Origin of the sequence: Collinsella stercoris DSM 13279 (assembly GCF_020735465.1) — a bacterium.
Taxonomy (GTDB): Bacteria; Actinomycetota; Coriobacteriia; order Coriobacteriales; family Coriobacteriaceae; genus Collinsella; species Collinsella stercoris.
On sequence record NZ_CP085935.1, the window covers coordinates 2,161,585 to 2,181,068 of the forward strand.

Genomic DNA, 19,484 nt, shown 5'->3' on the forward strand with positions numbered 1-19,484 from the left:
CGTGGCTTTGCACTATGGTGCTCCGCTGAGGTACACCAGCGAGGGCGTTGACGATACGGTCGAGTTGGGCGAGCTGGTCGCCTCCTGCCTGCAGGACGGCGACGTGCTGGTGCTCACGGGCGGCCTTGGTGTGGGGAAGACGCACTTCACCAAGGGCGTGTCGCGAGGGCTGGGCGACGAGCGTCCCGTGACGAGCCCCACGTTTGCCCTGATGGCGGTGCATGACGGCGGACGCATCCCGCTGTTCCATTTTGATTTGTACCGCTTGGAGCACGCGTATCAGCTGGAAGATACCGGCATATTCGATGTGTTGGGGTATGAGGGCGCGTGCCTGCTTGAGTGGGGCGAGCAGTTCCAAGATGACCTGACCGACGAGTACCTGGGCGTTGTGATCGCTCGCGTCGAGGGGGATGCCGATCGCCGAGATGTGGCCCTCGAGCCTCATGGGGCCCGTGCGGTTGCGCTGGCTGAGGCGATTGACGCCGCCGTGGCCGGGGCCTGTCGATAGCGGCTCGCCCGTCAGAGGTCCAGCGGCTCCACTCCCCGTTGTTCTCGGCACGCTGCATGGGTCTGAGGGGCCCAGGCTTACGGTCCTTGATCTGAGACGTTCTGCATGGAAGGATGCTTCCGATGAAATTGGACGATTTTCGCACGTTGATCGTGGCGGTCGACACGTCGACGGACATGCTCGCATGTTCGGTGGCATGGTGGACGCCCGAGGTGTTTTTTGACGACACGCCCTCGCGCGCGTGCGTTGAGGTACTGGCGTCACGCGATCACCTGTGCCGCAGGCAGGCAAATGTCGAGCTTGTCGAGACGATCGACGCCGTCCTTGCGGACGCGGGGAAATCGATGGCGGACGTGGGCGGCTTTTTGGTGGGGCGCGGCCCCGGCTCGTTCACGGGCGTGCGCATTGGTATCTCGACGGCCAAGGGTCTGGCCCGTGGCGCGAATGTCCCACTCATGGGCGGATCGACGCTCGACGCCTGCGCTTGGTTGGCGTGGCGCTCCGGCGTGCGCGGCAAGCTCGCGGTGGCGGCGGACGCCATGCGCGGCGAGGTGTATCCGGCTCTCTACGAGGTGGACGAGGATGGTCCTCGCCGTCTGTTCGAGCGCGAGCGCGTGGTGAAAGCGGCGGCTGCCGCCGAGGAGTGGGCGGAGCGCCCTGATGCCACGGAACTGCAGCTTACGGGCGATGGCCTGGTGCGTTACGGCAAGCTGTTTGAAGAGGCTGGGCTGATGAGCCGCGCGCTACCTCGTGAGCTATGGTGGCCCACCGGAGAGGGGCTGTTGCTCGCAGCGGCGAGCCCGGAGGGTCTTGCTGCCGCGGGCGCGACGGATCCCGCGCTGGTCCTACCCGTGTACACGCGCCTTTCCGATGCCGAGGAAAACGAGCGCAAGCGGCTGGGCCTTGCCGAGAGCGTCAACACGGCGGTAACCGGAGTCGCCGATGAGCTGGCGGGCCGCCATTTGCAGGTTCGTCCCATGGCCGCGGCGGATGCGGAGGCCATGGCCGCCTTGGAGCGCGACTGCTTTGCCGGTGCCGCGCATGAGCCGTGGAGCGCCTCGATGTTCCTGGAGGAGCTCGACCCGAATGCGCCCGCGGCGCGCTCGTGGTGGGTGGCGCACGACAACGGCGAGCTCATCGGATTTGCCGGCGGCATGGTCGTCGATAAGGACATCGAGATTCTGGATGTCGCGGTGTCGCGTGCACACCGCCGTGAGGGTATTGCCCGCAAGCTGCTCTCGCACGTGAGCTACGACGCGCAGATGCTCGGGTGCACCACGGCGTCGCTGGAGGTCGAGGCCGACAACGAGGCGGCCATCGCGCTGTACGGCAGTCTTGGCTTTGGCGAGGCGGGTCGACGTCGCGGGTATTACGCGGGCGGCGTCGATGCGCTGGTGATGAGCGCCCCGTTGCCCTTGGTGCTCCCCGTCGATGCCGCGTCACCCGAGCCCATAGCGGCGGTGGCGCGCGATTGGCCCCTTGAGGCGCCTGCCCGCACTCCTGAGGAGCGCGCTGAGCTCGAGCGTCGCCAGCTCATCCTGGCCATTGAGAGCTCGTGCGACGAGACCGCGGTCGCCATCATCGATGCGGAGGGCGCCCTGCTCGCCAACCAGGTGTCCACGCAGATCGATTTCCATGCGCGCTTTGGCGGCGTGGTGCCCGAGATCGCCTCACGCAAGCACGTCGAGGTGATTGTGGGCGTGGTCGACGCCGCGCTTGAGGAGGTCGCTGAGTCGCTCGGCCTTACGGGCGGTGCGCTCGCGCCGAGCGAGCTTGCAGCCGTGGGCGTGACGCAAGGCCCCGGCCTGGTGGGTGCGCTCGTGGTGGGCGTGGCCTTTGCCAAGGGCTTCGCCTATGCGGCGGGCAAGCCGCTCATCTGCGTGAACCATCTTGAGGGGCACCTGTTCGCCAACAAGCTCACCACGCCCGATCTGGAGCCCCCCTTCATCTTCACGCTCGTCTCCGGCGGCCACACCATGCTCGTGCATGTGCGCGCATGGGGCGACTACGAGGTGCTGGGCGAGACGCTCGACGATGCCGTGGGTGAGGCGTTCGACAAGGTTGCCAAGGCGCTGGGCCTGGGGTATCCCGGCGGCCCCGTGATCTCGCGCTTGGCCGAGACGGGCAACCCCAAGGCGATCGACTTCCCCCGCGCGCTCAACAGCAAGGGCGACTACCGGTTCTCGCTTTCGGGCCTCAAGACGGCGGTGACGCTCTACATCGAGCAGGAGACGGCGGCGGGCCGCACGATCAGCCTGCCCGACCTCGCGGCGTCGTTCGAGGCCGCCGTCTTTGACGTGCAGTACAAGAAGGCTAAGAACGCCCTGCGCGAGACGGGTGCGCACGAGTACTGCATCGGCGGTGGCGTGGCGGCCAACCCGCACCTGCGCCGGATGATGATCGAAAAGCTCGGGCGACAGGGTATCCGCGTGACGGTTCCGCCGCAAAACGCCTGCACGGACAATGCGGCGATGATCGCCGTGGTTGCCCGCGAGAAGTTCCTCCGCGGCGAGTTCGCGCCCATGAACGTGGACGCCGACCCGAATATGACGTTGTAGGGTCGTCCCTTGGGTGCCGGGGCGGGGTCTTATCGTCCGGCGCTCGTTCGGTGCCGTCGTTGCTCGCAGCCGGTGGCTCCGTCCGACCGCGCATCGTCCGCCGCGAGTTCCGCGCGAGCCGGAGGGCCCAGTGGGCCCTCCGTGCGAGCAGGATTGTTCGATCGCCGGGTGATGTGCGGTCGGGCGGAGCGGACGTGCGCCGCGAAACACGTCGTTCTCAGCCTTGTAACAAAGAGGAAATCTTGTTGACTCCATCGAGATAAAGCACAATACTGCCTGTTGTCACTTTAGTTGGTAAGAGCATATGCTTGCACTTGCCAAGATCAGGGAGTTTAAGCCATGCGTCAGACCAGTCTCGTAATCCGCCTAATTATTAGCTAGCACGGGTTGGCATGACATGTCGCCCGTGCGTTTTGCCGGGCGGCTGATGGGTTTGATGGGCCGTCGTATCGCTCGACGGCCCATTTTTTGTGGCTTGACGTCTCACGAGGGGGAGAAACACATGAACGGAGTTGTGTTGATGGTGGCCGCGGCGGTTGTGCTCGCCGCAGGTTACTTGGGGTATGGCCGATGGCTGGCCAACAAATGGGGCGTTGACCGCGAGACGCTCACGCCCGCTCGCCGCATGGAGGACGGGCATAACTTCTCGCCCGCCTCGGCATTCACGGCGTTCTCGCACCAGTTCAGCTCGATCTGCGGTGCGGGTCCCGTGACGGGCACCATCGTCGCCATGGCGTTCGGCTGGCTGCCCGTGGTGCTGTGGGTCCTCGTGGGCGGCATCTTCTTTGGCGCCGTGCATGATTTTGGCGCGCTGTACGCCTCGATGAAGAACAACGGCAAGTCGCTCGCCCAGCTCATCGATAAGTACATCGGGCGTACGGGCCGCCGTCTGTTCCTGCTCTTTTGCTGGCTGTTCTGCCTGATCGTGATCGCCGCCTTCACCTCCATGGTGTCCGGCACCTTTGCGATGACGCCGGATGCTTCCGGTGCCGTTGATGTTGCCAAGTCTTATGCCGCCGGCTGCGCGGGCACGATCTCGATCCTGTTCACCTTCGTTGCCATGGTCTTTGGCTGGGCGTGCCGCAAGTTCAACCTCACGGGTGCCAAGCAGTTCGTCACCGGCGTCGTCCTCATGGTTGCCATGTTCGCGGTGGGCATGCAGTTCCCGGTGTACCTCGACCTCAACGGTTGGATCGCCGTCGTGATGGTGTACCTGGTGTTTGCGGGCGCCATGCCCATCCAGATGCTCAAGCAGCCTCGCGACTACCTGACCTCCATCATGATGATCGTCATGATCGTGTGCGCCGTGCTGGGCATCGTGGTGCTGGGTGCCAAGGGCCAGGCCACGATCACCGCGCCCATGTTCACGGGCTTCACCACCGCCTCCGGCATGATGTTCCCCGTTCTGTTCGTCTCGGTTGCCTGCGGTGCGCTCTCGGGCTTCCACAGCCTGGTGTCCTCCGGCACCTCGTCCAAGATGGTCGAGAACGAGGCCGATGCGGTGAAGGTCGGCTACGGTGCCATGGTAGTCGAGTCCTTCGTGGGCGTCCTTGCTATCATCGTCGCCGGCATCATGTTCTCCGACATGAACACCGCGGGAACTGGCGCGCTCAACGCCGGCGTCGCGTCCACCCCGTTCGCGATCTTTGCCACGGGCATCGCCCGTGGTATGCAGGCCTTTGGCGTTGACGGCACCGTCGCGACCGTCTTCATGACCATGAACGTCTCTGCGCTTGCCCTGACCTCGCTCGATGCGGTTGCCCGTATTGGCCGCACGTCTTTCTCCGAGTTCTTTGCCACCAGCAATGACGCCCTCGCCGTTGAAAACGAGAAGACCGGCGTCATGAAGGTCCTGGGCAATCCCTGGGTCGCCACGGTCGTGACGCTGCTGCCCGGCCTTGCCCTCACCTTTGGCGGTTACCTCAACATCTGGCCGCTGTTCGGCGCTTCCAACCAGCTGCTGGGCGGTATGACCATGATCACGCTGGCCGTGTTCTGCAAGTGCACTGGTCGCTCCGGCTGGATGCTCTACGCGCCCGTGGCGTTCCTGCTGGTGTGCACGTTCACCTCGCTCGGCATGAGCATCGCCGGCTGCGTGACCGCGCTGCAGGCGGGCGGCATGGCCGTCATGGCGACTTCCGGTTTGCAGCTCGTGTTTGCCGTGCTGCTGGTTGCCCTTGGCCTGATTGTTGCCGTGAACTGCCTTAAGGAGCTGCGCGGCAAGGAGTCCGGCTCCATGCCCGACGAGGAGCCCGAGTGGTCCGAGGTGGGCCGCCGCAACTGCAGCGCCCGCCAGGCCGCCGCTGCGGATGACGCGCCCGAGGGCCTTGCTGCCGAGGCGTAACGGGAACAGGGAAGTCCTGTTCAAAGCCCCCGCATGAGATGGGCCTCACTGCTTGCGCGGTGAGGCCCGTTTTTTACGATGGAGAAACTCAAGTCGGCGGGCGCGGGACTGAATCCGCGTTAGCAGATGCGGGGGAGCTGCTCGCCCACGAGCATGTCGAGGATGCGCGTGGAGCCCCAAGGGGTGCGAACGCGGACGCTGCCCGTTGGGATGGCGGGAATATCGGCGTCTGGCGCCTGGTCGGATGCTGTGTCGGCCCGATTCATGCTTGGCCAATTCGCACTTGATCGGCGTGCGTCTGCGCCGAGGCATGGCGAAACCTCGCCGATGATGGCGGCATCCTCGCCGTATTTGGATGCCCGCATGGCGGCGAGCGCCGCCTGGGCCTCCTCTGCTGGCACAACGGCGACCATCTTTCCCTCATTGGCCACCTGGAGCACGTCGTAGCCGAGCATCTCGCAGGCGCCTCGGACCTCCGGTTTTACGGGAACGGCATCTTCATCGACGGTGATGACGACGCCGCTCGCTTGGGCGAATTCGTTGAGCGTGCTGGCGAGGCCCCCGCGCGTGGGGTCGCGGAAGCAGCGCGTGCGCGGCGCGGCGTTGAGCACGGCGGCGATGAGATGGTTGAGCGGCGCGGCGTCGCTTACGATTGGCGTGGAGAACGCGAGGCCCTCGCGCTGGCTCATGACGGCGATGCCGTGGTCGCCGAGCGTGCCGGAAACGAGCACGACATCGCCCGGCTGGCAGTTCGCGCCGGAGAGGTCGATGCCTTGGGGAACGGCGCCCACGCCCGCGGTGTTGATGTACACACCGTCGGCCTTGCCGCGCTCTACGACCTTGGTGTCGCCCGTGATGATGCGCACGCCGGTCTCCTGAGCCGTTTGCGCCATGGAGCGGCAGATACGACGCAGGTCGGCGAGGGGATAGCCCTCTTCCAAGATAAAGCCACACGACAGGTACAACGGGCGCGCCCCCGAGGTGGCGACGTCGTTGACGGTGCCGCAGACGGCGAGTCGCCCGATGTCACCGCCGGGGAAGAACTGCGGCGTGACCACAAAGCTATCGGTGGACATGGCGATGCGGTCGCTCGACGCGGGCAGGTCGGCCACGCCGGCATCGTTGCCTGCGAGGAGCTCGGGCGAGCCGAACGCCTCGAGGAACACCTCGTCGATGATTCGCTTCATCATCTGCCCGCCGGATCCGTGGCCGAGCTGGACGAAATCGGTTTGAGCGCTCACATTGCCTCCTTGGCTTATGAACGAAAACGATGGTACGCGGCGCAACTGCCCTCTGAGCTCACCATACAGGGGCCGACGGGGTCCGCCGGCGTGCACGCCTTGCCGAACAGCGGGCACTCGGGTGGGGAGATGCGACCGCGCAGGACATCGCCACAGCGGCATCCGCGCGGCTCGACGGTGGGTTCAACGGGCACGTCAAAGCGCTTGGCCGCGTCGAAGGTCTCGAATGCCGGGCGAATGCGCAGACCGGAGCCGGGGATGGGCCCCAGGCCGCGCCATGTGACGTCGCAAGGCTCAAAGACCTGCTCGACCATCTGGCGCGCGACGGGGTTGCCGTCCTCATTGACGCCGCGTCGATATGCGTTGCGGATTTCCGGCAGTCCGCTGTCGATCATTTCCACGAGCGACGCAATGCCCTCGAGGATGTCCACCGGTTCGAACCCGGTGACGACGCCAGGGATGCCGAAGTCATCGACGAGGAAGCGGTACGGGTTGATGCCGGTGATGGTCGAGACATGGCCGGGGAGGATGAAGCCGTCGATGCGGGTTTGCGGGTCGTTGGCGATAGCCCGCAGCGCGGGCGGCGTGGTCTTGTGGACGCTCAGGACCGAGAAGTTCTGCAGGTCGCGCGCTTGCGCCTCGAGAATCGCCGCGGCGATGGTGGGCGTGGTGGTCTCGAACCCAACGCCCATGAAGATGACTGGGCGCCCGGGGTTTTCCTGGGCGATGGTAAGGGCGTCGAGGGGGGAGTACACCATGCGGACGTCGTGCCCCGCGGCCTTTTCGGCAGCAAGGGAACTGGTCGATCCCGGCACACGCATCATGTCGCCGAACGTGGTGATGATGACGCCGTCCACGCGGGCGAGTGCGATGGCGCGGTCGATGTCCTGGTTGGCGGTGACGCACACAGGGCAGCCGGGGCCGGAGAGCAGATGCAGGTTCGCGGGCATGATCGAGCGGAAGCCGTAGCGTCCGATGCTCACGGTATGCGTGCCGCAGACTTCCATGAGGTTGATGGGCCGGTCGCCGGCGAGGGCGTGGATGCGCTCGATGAGCGCGCGCGTGAGGGCGGGGTCGCGGAACGCGTCAAACACCGCGCGCGCGTCGGCCGTCGTGTTTGTGGGGCCTGCGGTCTCTGCGATACCGAGGGAGGGCGGCGTCGTGGCGCTCACGGTGTCGGTGTTGGAGTTGGGTGTCGCCATGGCCGCCATGGCACTCGCGCTGCCGATGCGTGGGTTGGACGCCGGCGCGACGTTCGAGTTGCCGGCGCGTGGGGTAGGTGCTGACGCAACGTTCGCGGCGACGGCGTTTTTGGGGTCGCGTGTGGTCATGCGCGCTCGTTCGCCGTGAGTGCGCTGGGGAAGACGGGCTCCGCGAGGCTGCCTGCGGGCAGCTCGTCTTGGGCGAGATCGGCGAGGTCCTGTACCAACTCGAGCGTCTCGGCCGCCTCTTGGGCGTCAATAACCTGGATGGCAAAGCCCGCATGCACGAGGACGTAATCGCCAACGTGCGCGCTGGGCGTGAGTCGCAGGGAGACCTCGCGCTGCGCACCGAGCATGTCGACCGTGCCGCGCGCGTCTTGATGCAGGGAAAGTATTTTGCCGGGAACTGCGAGGCACATGTCAATCTCCTGGGGTCGCGCTATCGGTCTAGATGGTAGCGCTCCCTCGGTGCTGGGGCAACGCGTGGGCTTGCGCATGGGCCGGCGCGGGCCGCGCGGGTGGCAATTGCGGCCGATGCGGTGCGAAACGGGGCCTCGTTGCCGTCCTGAGAGAGGTTGATGCCGCAAATTACGCGATTATGTAACGAAAAACAGGACGTCCCGAGTAGACCGCGGTCGCGTCCGTAAAGTGGTGTAAATAGCAAAGGCGAGCCAGAGGCCCGCCGACCAAGTAAACTTGCAATCGCCAAACCACAACGATTACTTGGAGGACGAGCATGGCTCGAATCAATCTTACACTAGACCAGGACGAGATCCTCTCCCTTCTCGCCGGCGACACCGGCGGCGCGTTCGCGGCCCTGCTGCAGAAGTCCCTGAACGCGGTGCTGCTCGCGGAGTCCGACGAGCAGCTCGGGGCGGCCCGCTACGAGAGGGCCGAGGCGCGCACCGACGTGCGCAACGGCACGAGGGAGAGGCCCCTGGCGACGCGCGTCGGCACGATCGAGCTGACGGTCCCGAGGCACCGGAACGCGCCGTTCAGGACGCTCGTCTTCGACAACTACAGCCGCAGCGAGGCCGCGCTGGTCACGACCATGGCCGAGATGGTCGTCTCCGGCGTCTCCACCGCCAAGGTCGGCAGGGTCATGGAGACCATCTGCGGGAAGAGCTTCTCGAAGCAGTGCGTCTCCGAGGCGTGCCGCGACCTCGACGCGATCGTCGGGGAGTTCCTCGCGCGGCCCATCGAGGGAGACCACCCGTTCCTCATGGCGGACGCCACCTACATCAAGTGCCGCGAGGGCCACAGGGTCGTGGCGAAGGCGCTGCTCGTGGCCATCGGGTTCACGCCGGACGGCCGCAAGGAGGTGCTCGGCTTCGAGGTCGCGGACGCCGAGACGACCGAGAGCTGGACGCGGTTCCTCGCCGGGCTGCGCCGCCGCGGCCTGTCGGGGGTCCGGCTCGCGACCACCGACGCGCACGAGGGGCTCGTCGCCGCGCTGCAGTCCGTGTTCCCCGAGGTGCCCTGGCAGCGCTGCCAGGCCCACTTCGCCCGCAACGTCGTCGACGCCGCGCCGAAGCGCCTGAGGGTCGGGCTGCGCGGCGAGCTCGCGGAGATGTTCAACGCGAAGACCATGGCGGAGGCGCGTCGCAGGCGCGACGAGATCGCGGCCGACTACGCCGGGGCCGCGCCCAGGGCGGTCGAGCGGCTCGACGCCGGGTTCGACGACGCGATGACGGTGATGGAGCTGCCCGAGGCGCTGCGGCGGGTCGTGCGGACGTCGAACCACCTCGAGAGGCTGAACGGGGAGGTGAAGAGGAGGTCGTCGGTGGTCAAGGTGTTCCCGAACGCGGACTCGATAGCGAGGCTGATCGGGGCCGTGCTCATCGAGGAGGGCGAGCGCTGGGCGGCCGGTCGCAGGCTGTTCTACTCGCCGGCCGTGAAGGAGCTGCAGGGCGTGGTCCCGCGCCTGGAGGTCATCGCGCGCGAGCAGCGCCAGCTGAGGCTCGCGGCATAGGAGAAAGCGGCGGTTGCGAATTTACACACAAAAATGGACTTGACCGTAGACCGCCGCTTTTGAAGTTAAAACCCCAGTTGGCGCAAACCCAAAACCCCCGTCTACTCCGGTCTTCCGAAAATTCGTTACATAATCGCGATATTTGCGACATCCATCGTCTTTTGAGCCGGCGTGAGGGCATCGACACCATTGGCCGGAGTCAAGCGGAGGCTGACACCGTCGTTGCATGCGGCGGCGTCAATGTGCCTCGCATAGATTCGATGTGCAGCGCGCCGTGGGAAAAAGGCTGTGCGCATGGGCGGCAGGCCGGCCGCCAACCGCCATGGGTGCCGAGCACGCGGGATCGGTTGCGGGGCCGCCAGGGCGCCTATAGCTCGGTGCCCAGACGCTCGCCCATGAGGTAGCCCATGACCGAGGCCATCATGAGGCCGCGCGTCCATCCGCTCGAGTCGCCTAGGCAGTGTAGGTTCGCGACGCTCGTGGTGAACTCCCCGTCCATTTGCACGCGATTGCTGTAAAACTTGACCTCAGGCGCGTAAAGCAGGGTCTCGCCAGAGGCAAAGCCGGGAATCGCCTTGTCCACGGCGAGCATGAACGCCACGATCGAGGTCATGGTTCGGTAAGGCAGGGCGCTGGTGATGTCGCCCGCCACGGCATCGGGCAGGGTGGGGCGCACGTTTGAGCGGTCGAGCTCTTTTTGCCACGTGCGCTTGCCGTTGAGGATGTCGCCAAAGCGCTGCACCAGGATATGCCCATCGCCGAGCATGTTGCACAGACGCGCGACGTTTTGCGCATAGGCAATGGGCTGGTCGAAAGGCTCTCGGAAATTGTGCGAGCACAGGATGGCGAGATTGGTGTTGTCGGATTTGCGCTCCTTGAAGGAATGGCCGTTCACCACGGCAAGGCCGCCGTCGTAGTTTTCCTGCGCTACAAAACCGCCTGGATTTTGGCAGAACGTGCGGACCTTGTTGCGGAACGGATTGGGGTATCCGATGAGCTTGCCCTCGTAGAGAACCTCGTTGACGTCTTCGATGACCTCATTGCGCAGCTCGACGCGCACGCCGATATCGACGGGGCCGGGCGTGTGGGCGATGTTGTGCTCGGAGCAGATGCGTTCAAGCCAGTCGGCACCTCGTCGACCGGTCGCCACGATGACGCGCCGTGCGTCGATGCGCTCTTGGCCGTCAGCTCCGCGGGCGATCACGCCGCAGCACACGTTGTTTTCAATCACGAGATCTTGGCATTCGGTGCGAAAACGCATGTCGACGCCCGCGCTGCGCAGGTGCTTCTCGATGGCAAGGTAGAGCTCCTGGGCCTTTTCGGTGCCCAGATGGCGGATGGGACAGTCGACCATCTTGAGGCCGGCTTGGATGGCACGCCGGCGAATATCGCGGATTTGCGGGTTGTGCCCGGAGCCCTCAACATGCGTATCGGCGCCGAACGCGAGGTACAGCTTGTCGACCGTATCGATGGTGTCCTGCGCCTTTTGCACACCGATGAGTTCGGGCAGGTCGCCGCCCACCTCGTAGGAGAGGGAGAGCTTGCCGTCGGAAAACGCGCCGGCGCCTGAGAACCCGGTTGTGATGTTGCAGGGTTGGCAGCCAACGCAGGCGCCGGTGCGGCCCTTGGGGCAGTGGCGCCGCTCGATGGGGTTGCCCTTTTCCAACATGATGATGTTGGTGCTGGGCCGATCTTCAAGGAGCTTGAGCGCCGTGAAGATTCCGGCCGGGCCCGCACCGACAATAACGACATCAGCGTGCATCGTAATTCACCTCGTGGGTTGTGGCGTCCGGGCGAATCTTGCTGTCCCGGAGGAAGCGCCGTAGGTGATGATAGTTACTTTTCCACGCTAAAGCAACAACAGGGAGCGAGGGACCTTGTGCGGCAAGGCGAGCGGTTGCGGAGCGCCGTTGAGCGGCTTGCGCGTGTCCGGGTGTTCGTGCGAGGGAAACGTGCTTGCCTGTTGGACTGCGCGCGGCTGCTCTTGCAAGGGCGGTGTGTCTTTCTGCTGGATTGCGTCCGGCTGGCCGTTTGTACTTCAAACCATTGATAAAGCACATTACCAAGGCGTTTTATGTGCGTACCTGATGGTTTGAAACGAATCGATTCATTTCAAACCATCAGGTACGCACACGTGCTCATCACCCCTGTCCGTTGAGCAGTGCGCGGGCAACGGCGGCTTGGCCATAGGCGATGCCGCCGTCGTTGCAGGGAAGGTCGCGGGGCGTGAGGACGGTGAGCCCCGCGCGCTCGAGCTCGACGGAGATGCCCTCGAGGAGCAAGCGGTTCATGAACACGCCGCCGGAAAGCGCTGCGGTACGCACACCGGTGGAGTTGGAAATCTCAACGGCAGTGCGCGCGGTGATTTCCACGATTGCGCGATGTGTGTCCCAAGCAAGCTGCTCCGGGCTGGCTCCTTGGGCGATGCCGTCGAGTATGTGCAAAAGAAGGGGCTGCATGCTGATGCTCGTGGCGGTGGATGGCAGTGATTTGCCGAGAGGCTCGTTGTCCGTGGGGGTCGCGGGGAGTCCTGGCGTGTCGGGGCTTTTGGGCGCGGCGGGACTATCTTGAGCCGTGGGGCCATTTGGATCGCCGGGGTCATTTGGGGTAGTGAGGCCATTTGGAACGCCGGAGCCATTTGGAGCGGAAGGGCTTTTTGGGACGACGAGGCTTTTTTGAGCATCAAGGCTTTTTGCTACGATGACGGACGAGCCTACCGCGCCGTAATGCCTTGTGAATCGGTGCGCGGCGGCTTCGAGCAAGATGGCGGGCTCGCCCTCGTAGGTCGCCGAATGGCATATGCCGAGGATGGCGCTCACAGCGTCGAGCAGGCGTCCCATGCTGCTGGTGAGTGGGCAGTTGATGCCGCGCTCAATCATGCGCGACGCGAGTTCCTTCTCGTCCGGCTGCAGCGTGTCCAAGAGCGGAGCGGCGCCGGGATGGTCGAGTAAATCGTAGTGTTTGAGCAGCGCGAAGGCATTGCGTCGGGGGTCGCGAACGGATGCGGCTCCGCCGGGGAGGGGCCAGGGCTCAAGATGAGCCGCGCGGTCGAACGAGGAGAGCGACGCCAGGAGCACCTCGCCGCCCCATATGGTGCCGTCGAGCTCGAGAGGACGGTTTGCGGCGCCAGCGTCCGGGGTCATGTCCGCGATGTTGAGCTTGGGCACGCGCGCCTTGACACCATCGGCTGGCGTTTCGCTTGCGGCCGTACGGATGTCACGGCATGCCGAGCCGGTTTGGACGCCATTGTGGCACGCGGCCTCTGTGTTTGAATCGCTGCCCGGGCGCACGATGCCGCTGTTCTGGCTGTCGCTGTTATACACGGCGCCCGCACCCGTTCCGTCAAACGCAATGCCGATGACCCGGGCATTCGCTTCGATCTCGCCGCGCGCAGCGGCTTCGGCGATGACGGCGGCGATATGGGCATGGTGGTGCTGGACCTGCACGAGGGGCAACCCCGTTGCCCGTGCCTGCTCGCGCGCCCATTGGCTGGACAGATAGCCGGGATGCACGTCGCAGGTGAGTGCGGAAGGGCGCAGGTCGAAGAGCCCTTCCATACGCGCGCGTGCCGATTGCCAGGCGTCGAAAGTCTCGGCGTTTTCGAGGTCGCCGATGTGCTGCGAAATAAAGCACTGAGCTCCGCCGGTGCCGTCTTCGCGTGTGAGGGCGAGGGTCGCCTTTTGCTCGGGGCCGCAGGCGAGGACGCAAAGCGGGCGGTTGTCGCGCGGTTCGTATCCGGACGGGCCCGTGGGTGCGCTTGCGGCAGGGCCTGCTGCTAGGCTTAATGACGAGGCGCCGGGGGTGCCTGCGGGCGGGGTTGTGGGCGAGGCTTCATAAGGGCTTGTGGGCAAGATTGTCGCCTTTGCATCGGCACCCTCCGCCTCGCGTGCGGGCCTTGTGTCCTGCGTGCGCCGCGCCGCGCCGTGTCCCTCGCTGTTCGGCAGGGCGAGGGGCCGTGGCGCATACCCGCGTGCACGCCGGACAAATTGCACCTGGCCGTTGACCGCGCGCACCACGGAGTCGTCAAAACGGGAGAGGATCGCGCGGTCGTTGCCGAGCAGGGCATCGGCGATGCCGCTCTCGACCAAGCGGGCCCATGCGGCGCCATTGTCCATCTCAATGGGTTCCTCGCTCAGGTTTCCGCTCGTCATAACGAGGGCGTCGATGCCGCGCACGCGGCACTCGGCCATGAGGAGGTGCTGGAGCGGCGTGTAGGGGAGCATGATGCCGAGCTCGGGAAGGTCGAACGCGACCGAGCTGGCGAGCCCGGACGAGGATGGCGGGTTTTCGCCGCTCATGCTCCCGCGTCTTTGCAGCAGCACGATGGGTTTGATGCTCCCGTACAGGAGATCGCGCTCTTTTGGGCCTACGTGGCACAGGGCTCCCGCGGCGTCGAGGTCGCGCGCCATGATGGCGAGGGGCTTGTTGCTGCGCCGTTTGCGGGCGCGGAGCTCCCGAACGGCGCGTTCGGAATCGGCCCGGCACGCAAGGTGGAAACCGCCGAGCCCCTTGATCGCCACGATGCCGTCGCTGGCGATGAGCTCGGCGCAACGGGCGATGATGGCGTCGCTGGTTTCACGTGTAGCGCCTACGAGCGCTTCGCGCCCGCCCCGTTCTTGCCAGGTGATGTGCGGTCCGCAGGCAAAGCAGGCATCGGGCTGCGCGTGAAACCGGCGGTCGAGCGGATCGGCGTACTCGCTTGCGCATGCAGGGCACATGGGGAAGGCGCCCATGGAGGTTTGCGCGCGGTCGTAGGGGAGGCCGCGGATGATGGTGAAGCGCGGGCCGCAGTTGGTGCAGTTGATAAAAGGGTAATGGTACCGGCGGTCCGACGGGTCGAAGAGCTCGCGCAGGCAGTCATCGCAGGTGGCGATGTCGGGCGAGACGAGCGTGCTGTGCTCAGTCTCGTCTTGCGACGCGATGATGCGGAATCGGGGCTCGGCTTGGAGCGGGTGGACGGCCTCAGCGCCGGGGCGGACATCCGCTGCGGGCTCCAACGTGGACGCGTCCGGCTCGACGATGGGTTCCTCAGCCTTGTCAAAAAACGCGACGTCAACCGTGTCGACCTGCGCCGCCGCCGGCGCTTGATCGCGCAGCGAGTGCACGAATGCCTCAAGTGCCCCGCCCTCGGCATGGGCTTCTATATGCACGCCATCGCCTGCGTTGAGCACCCATCCGGTAACACCGTGTTCGGTTGCCTGCCGGTAGACGAAGGGTCGCATGCCCACGCCCTGGACGATGCCGGTGATATGTATGCGCGCGTGCTTCACCGGGTGCCGCTACAGGGTCAGGCTGGTTTTGGTCGCCGCGCAGGTGAGCTCGCCGTGCTTGACGCCGCGCAGGCCCAAGAGCTTGTCGGCCAATTCGTACACGCGCTCTCCCACGCCTTTCACGGCGAGGATTTCCAGGCAGTTGTGATGGTCCAGGTGCACGTGCATGGTCGAGACGATCTCGTCGGTGTAGTCGTGCTGCACCTCGTCCAAGCGGCGGGTGAGGTCGCCGGTGTGGTGGTCGTAGATCATGGTGAGGGAGCCGATGACCTGCTCGTTGGGCGTGCGCGTGGCTTCGCGCGTGAGTGATGCGCGGATGAGGTCGCGGATTGCCTCGGAGCGGTTCGCGCCGTCGCCGCGGCGGGCGATCTGCTCGTCAAAAGCGGCGAGAAGGTCCTCGGGGGCGGTGACGGAAAAACGGGCGAGCTCGGCGGGCGGCGTATGCACCGGATCGCCGGGGGCGACGTGACTGGTCGCGTGCGTGTGCTCATCTGCCATGGCTAGACCATTCTCACGGTGCCCACGGCGTTGTGGTCGGCCTCGATGGCATCGCTATAGCCTTCGAGTGCGGCGCGCGCCTCGTCCAGTGCGCGCAGGGCGGTTTCGAGTTTGCCGCCGATGCCCTGCATACCGAACGTCTCGGTCGCATGCAGCAGATCGTGGCTCCAGCTGCGCGCGAGCGCGATCGTGTCGTCGATTTGCTTGACGCTCATCTCGAGCTGCCCCATGTTCATTCCCACATCGTGCATGGCGTGACCCCCTCAACGGATTTTGCAATGTCTTCAGTGTACCCGCAGCGCCGTGCGCGCCTTCGCACCTTGGGGAAGTTGTCGACAAAACGTTGACGGTTTTGCGGCAAGATAGCGAATGGCAAGAACGCGTGCCCGCTGGTGGCGGGCGCGAAGGCGAGGGAGACGCGCATGCGAATGCTGGTTGTTGACGACGAGGTCGAGATCGCGGACATGCTGGCGGAGTATTTCCGCATGGAGGGCTACGACGTTGCCACGGCAAATGATGGCGCCGCGGCGCTCGAAGCGGTTTCGGCGTCTCGGGGCGGCCGCGGGGCGTTCGACATCATCCTGCTCGACGTCAACATGACCAATATGGATGGCTTTGAGGTGTGTCGGCGTATTCGCGAGCACTTGAGCTGCCCCATCATCTTCCTCACGGCGCGCGTGGAGGACGTCGACCAGATCGACGGCTTTGCCGCCGGCGCTGACGACTATGTGCTCAAGCCGTTCTCGCTCGAGGTGCTCGGCCGTCGCGTCGCCGCGCACATGGCACGTGAGGGACGAGCGCGCCGCCAAGAGCAAGCGGTTCGATTTTTCCGCGGACTCACCATCGATTACGGTTCGCGTACGGTCGAAGTGGCGGGCAGCCCGGTTGACCTCACCAAACTCGAATTCGATTTGGTCGCCCTGCTGAGCAAGCGCCCTGGGCAGGTGTTCGACCGCGAGGCGATCTACGAGCGCGTATGGGGCTGGGACGCCGCGGGCGATCCGTCGCAGGTGCGCGAGCACGTGAGGCGCATTCGCAACAAGCTTGCGGCGGCCGGGCTGGATGAGGATCCCATCGAGACCGTGTGGGGCGTTGGATACCGCTGGACGGCCAAGTAATGCGCCGGGGGGATGAACGGGAACCGGCGGAGGATTGCCCAGTTTGTGATGCTGACGGCAGGGAGCGTCGCAAAGCTCGTCGCGCGGCGCGCCGGGAGGCCCGTAAGCGCGAGCGGGAGGCCCTCAAGCGCCTGCCGCGCCGTGAGCGCCTGCGCGCTTGGTGGCGCACGCGTCCGCTCGGGTTGGTGTTCGCCGTGTATTTGGCGGTGTATCTGGCGGCTGCAACGGCGATTTCCCTTGCGGTGGTGGAATGCCTGTCCGCGTGGAACAACGGGTATTACGAGGTCGAGGTGACGCTCGCCGGTGGTCGCGTGCGCCGCGGCGTGGTGGATTCCGGCCCGTACATCTACGACCCCGCCTCGCAAGAACTCCTGCCCGCGTCTGAGCTCAATCTGCCCGGCGACGGTCCCTATGCGGTGTTCATTGCCACGGGCGAGTGGGGAACCGGGAGCGATTACGTGCCCGAGGAGGGCCGCACCATCAGCACGTTGTACGCGACGACCGACATGGTGCGCAACGGCCAGATTCGGCTGTATGACTGGGGCCTGAACTACAACGATTGGTACCCGCAAGAGGAGGTTCTCGAGACCAACAACTCGATTTCCGCGGAAGACCTCGCGCGTTACGACGAGTTGAGTCGGGCGGGCCGCGCGCAGACCGTCGAGCTGTTTAGCCAGATGACCGGCGTGGACCTGGAGGCGGCGTTTGGCGAGGGGCTCGTTTCCAATACGGCGTACTATGCGGCGTCGCAGCAGCCCGAGGGTTTGCTGCCGTGGATTTTGGCGCTTGCGACCGGGTTGACCCCCGTGATTGCGTACGGAGGCCTTGGCTGGTTCGCATTTCGCCGGTTCTATCGCGTGCACATCGAGAGGCCCTTGGGCGAGCTGTCTGCCGCGGCGCAGCGCATCGCCGCGCAGGACCTGGACTTTTCCATCGAGCCGGTGCGCGGCCGTGAGCTGGGGCGCCTGTCTAAAACGCTCGAGGCCATGCGCGCGTCCCTTCTGGAGGCCCAGCGCGAGCTGTGGCGCACCGCCGAGGAGCGCCGCCGCTTGAATGCGGCGTTTGCGCACGACATGCGCACGCCGGTGACGGTGCTCAAGGGAACCGTCGAGATGGCGAAGATGCGTCTTGCCCGTGGCGCCGAGGTGGATGAGCGCGAACTCGACACTATTGCGGGCCAGGCCGTTCGCTTGGAGCGCTACGCCCAGGCGATGAGCGGTGTGGCCAAGCTGGAAGACCGTCCCGTCGAGCGGGAGGAAATGGCCATTCCCGAGCTGGTCGAGCGCCTGCGCGCGCACGCCGTCGAGGTCGTTGCCGCCCGCGCCGGCGAGCTGAAGGTCTGTCTGGAGGGAGGCCACGAGGGCGGTCCCGCCGCATCGCAGACGGCGTGGGTCGACTTGGCGTTGGTGGAGGAGGTTCTCGACAACCTGCTGAGCAACGCGTGCGGTCACGCACGGGAGCGTATAACCGTGCTGGTACGCGCCAAAAACGGCATGCTCGACGTGAGCGTGACCGATGACGGCGATGGTTTTACGCCCGAGGCCCTGCGCCGGGGTTGCGACCCGTTTTACAGCGAGAACAAGTCCGCCGAGCACTTCGGCCTGGGTTTGAACATCTCGCATATCCTGTGCGGCCTGCACGGCGGCTCGCTCGACCTGTCGAACGCCGAGCAGGGCGGAGCCCGGGTGTGCGCGCATTTTGAGATCGGGGTGGACCAAAATCCGGCTGAGGGCGGTCCGAAGAGCGACGATCCCGAGGTTGGCGAGAACCCGAAAAAGCGTCAGGGGGGGGGTCGCGGATTTTCGCGATTCCGGCGCGAGCAAAAAAGTTGACGGGGATAGACAAAGCGTAGACACGCGGTTGAGACACTTGCCTTGTACGGCGGCAAGGAGGTGCCCAGATGTCCAAGATGCTCATTGATGACGGCGGCGTGTTTGAGGGCGCGGAGACGCTCACTTCCACGATGCCCGCGCCCATGGCGTGCGGCGGCGCGGCGCGCCGGTTGACGCGCGTGCAGGACACGGGGGCGGAAGCGAGGCGCCCTGAGTCTTTGGAGCGCGCTTCCGCTTGCGGTGCGGCAAGCGACTCTGCGGCCATGGTCCGGCGCAAGTCCCTGCGTCGCCGCGTGCTTGCGGGCGCCTTGGTGCTCGCGGCGATCATCGCAGTGCTGTGCTGGGAATACGTGCCGGGCATGATCGCGTGGCTGGCCGACGCCCAAGCGGTTCGCGCGTTCGTTGCCGACCATGCGATTTTGAGCCGCTTAGCCATGCTGGGCATCAACATGGTCCAGGTCCTGCTGGCGTTCTTGCCGGGCGAACCGGTTGAGCTTGCCAGCGGCTATGCCTTTGGCTTTTGGGAGGGGACGGCGCTGTGCCTGGTTGCCGCCGGCCTAGCCACCTCGTTGATTTACTGGGGTGTTCGCCGCTGGGGCTGGAGCTTGGTGGGCCTGTTCTTCGACCGCTCCATGCTCGACCGGTTCGCATGGCTCAAAGACGCCAAGCGCTTGGAGTTCATGATGCTCGCGGTGTTCTTGATCCCGGGGACCCCCAAGGACTTTCTCACGTACTTTGCCGGCCTCACCGAGATGCGGTTTGTCCCGGTGGTGCTCATCGCCACGTTTGGCCGCATCCCCTCGATCGTGACCTCGACGATCGCCGCTTCCGCCGTGGGCGATGGCAACTGGGTTGTGGCGGCGCTCGCCTTGGCGGCATCTTTGGCGCTGCTCTTGGTGGGCGGCGTGATGTATCGTCGCTTGAGCGCCCGCAAGAACTAG

The 19,484-nt window shown here is 65.5% G+C and carries 14 protein-coding genes; 7 read left to right on the forward strand and 7 right to left on the reverse strand.

Features of this window, described 5'->3' with window-relative positions:
• Position 1: 1 nt before the first annotated feature.
• From tsaE to LK434_RS09165, 3 genes are all read left to right on the forward strand, one after another.
• Entirely contained in the window at positions 2-508 is a 507-nt protein-coding gene (tsaE, locus tag LK434_RS09155) for a tRNA (adenosine(37)-N6)-threonylcarbamoyltransferase complex ATPase subunit type 1 TsaE (protein ID WP_040360850.1), read from the forward strand.
• A gap of 122 nt (positions 509-630) precedes the next feature.
• Positions 631-3,066 carry a tRNA (adenosine(37)-N6)-threonylcarbamoyltransferase complex transferase subunit TsaD gene (tsaD, locus tag LK434_RS09160; protein ID WP_040360851.1) on the forward strand — a complete coding sequence of 812 codons (2,436 nt, stop codon included), beginning with the start codon at positions 631-633 and terminating at the stop codon, positions 3,064-3,066.
• A 502-nt stretch (positions 3,067-3,568) separates the two neighbouring features.
• Complete coding sequence (locus LK434_RS09165) at positions 3,569-5,410, forward strand: carbon starvation CstA family protein (RefSeq protein WP_040360853.1); 1,842 nt, start codon at positions 3,569-3,571, stop codon at positions 5,408-5,410.
• Between the two features lie 119 nt (positions 5,411-5,529).
• Here the strand turns inward: LK434_RS09165 and hypE are convergent, their stop codons facing one another.
• The 3 genes from hypE to LK434_RS09180 form a co-directional block, all read right to left on the reverse strand.
• Entirely contained in the window at positions 5,530-6,600 is a 1,071-nt protein-coding gene (gene hypE, locus LK434_RS09170) for a hydrogenase expression/formation protein HypE (protein WP_050754970.1), read from the reverse strand.
• A 65-nt stretch (positions 6,601-6,665) separates the two neighbouring features.
• Positions 6,666-7,982, reverse strand: coding sequence for a hydrogenase formation protein HypD (gene hypD, locus LK434_RS09175; RefSeq protein WP_227917729.1), 1,317 nt, complete (start codon positions 7,980-7,982; stop codon positions 6,666-6,668).
• Positions 7,979-8,272 carry a HypC/HybG/HupF family hydrogenase formation chaperone gene (locus tag LK434_RS09180; protein ID WP_050754960.1) on the reverse strand — a complete coding sequence of 98 codons (294 nt, stop codon included), beginning with the start codon at positions 8,270-8,272 and terminating at the stop codon, positions 7,979-7,981. Before LK434_RS09180 ends, hypD begins: the two co-directional genes overlap by 4 nt.
• Before the next feature lie 317 nt (positions 8,273-8,589).
• Here LK434_RS09180 and LK434_RS09185 point away from each other — a divergent pair, with 317 nt between their 5' ends.
• Positions 8,590-9,825, forward strand: a complete 1,236-nt coding sequence (locus tag LK434_RS09185; protein ID WP_006722195.1) for an IS256 family transposase — start codon at positions 8,590-8,592, stop codon at positions 9,823-9,825.
• A gap of 367 nt (positions 9,826-10,192) precedes the next feature.
• Here the strand turns inward: LK434_RS09185 and LK434_RS09190 are convergent, their stop codons facing one another.
• The 4 genes from LK434_RS09190 to LK434_RS09205 form a co-directional block, all read right to left on the reverse strand.
• Positions 10,193-11,587: an NAD(P)/FAD-dependent oxidoreductase gene (locus LK434_RS09190; protein ID WP_006720530.1), complete on the reverse strand. Its 1,395-nt coding sequence runs from the start codon at positions 11,585-11,587 to the stop codon at positions 10,193-10,195.
• A gap of 379 nt (positions 11,588-11,966) precedes the next feature.
• The gene (locus LK434_RS09195; RefSeq protein WP_006720532.1) at positions 11,967-15,095 is read right to left on the reverse strand and encodes a carbamoyltransferase HypF; all 3,129 of its coding nucleotides are present in this window, start codon (positions 15,093-15,095) and stop codon (positions 11,967-11,969) included.
• A 9-nt stretch (positions 15,096-15,104) separates the two neighbouring features.
• Positions 15,105-15,593, reverse strand: a complete 489-nt coding sequence (gene nikR / locus LK434_RS09200; protein ID WP_006720533.1) for a nickel-responsive transcriptional regulator NikR — start codon at positions 15,591-15,593, stop codon at positions 15,105-15,107.
• 2 nt (positions 15,594-15,595) lie between these two features.
• A complete protein-coding gene (locus tag LK434_RS09205; protein WP_006720534.1) occupies positions 15,596-15,844 on the reverse strand; it encodes a hypothetical protein in 249 nt (82 codons plus the stop codon).
• A 171-nt stretch (positions 15,845-16,015) separates the two neighbouring features.
• Here LK434_RS09205 and LK434_RS09210 point away from each other — a divergent pair, with 171 nt between their 5' ends.
• The 3 genes from LK434_RS09210 (at position 16,016) to LK434_RS09220 (ending at position 19,484) form a co-directional block, all read left to right on the forward strand.
• A complete protein-coding gene (locus tag LK434_RS09210) occupies positions 16,016-16,711 on the forward strand; it encodes a response regulator transcription factor (protein WP_040360855.1) in 696 nt (231 codons plus the stop codon).
• Positions 16,678-18,543, forward strand: coding sequence for a HAMP domain-containing sensor histidine kinase (locus LK434_RS09215; protein ID WP_227917730.1), 1,866 nt, complete (start codon positions 16,678-16,680; stop codon positions 18,541-18,543). Before LK434_RS09210 ends, LK434_RS09215 begins: the two co-directional genes overlap by 34 nt.
• 68 nt (positions 18,544-18,611) lie before the next feature.
• On the forward strand, positions 18,612-19,484 hold the full coding sequence (locus LK434_RS09220; RefSeq protein WP_227917731.1) for a TVP38/TMEM64 family protein: 873 nt from the start codon (positions 18,612-18,614) through the stop codon (positions 19,482-19,484).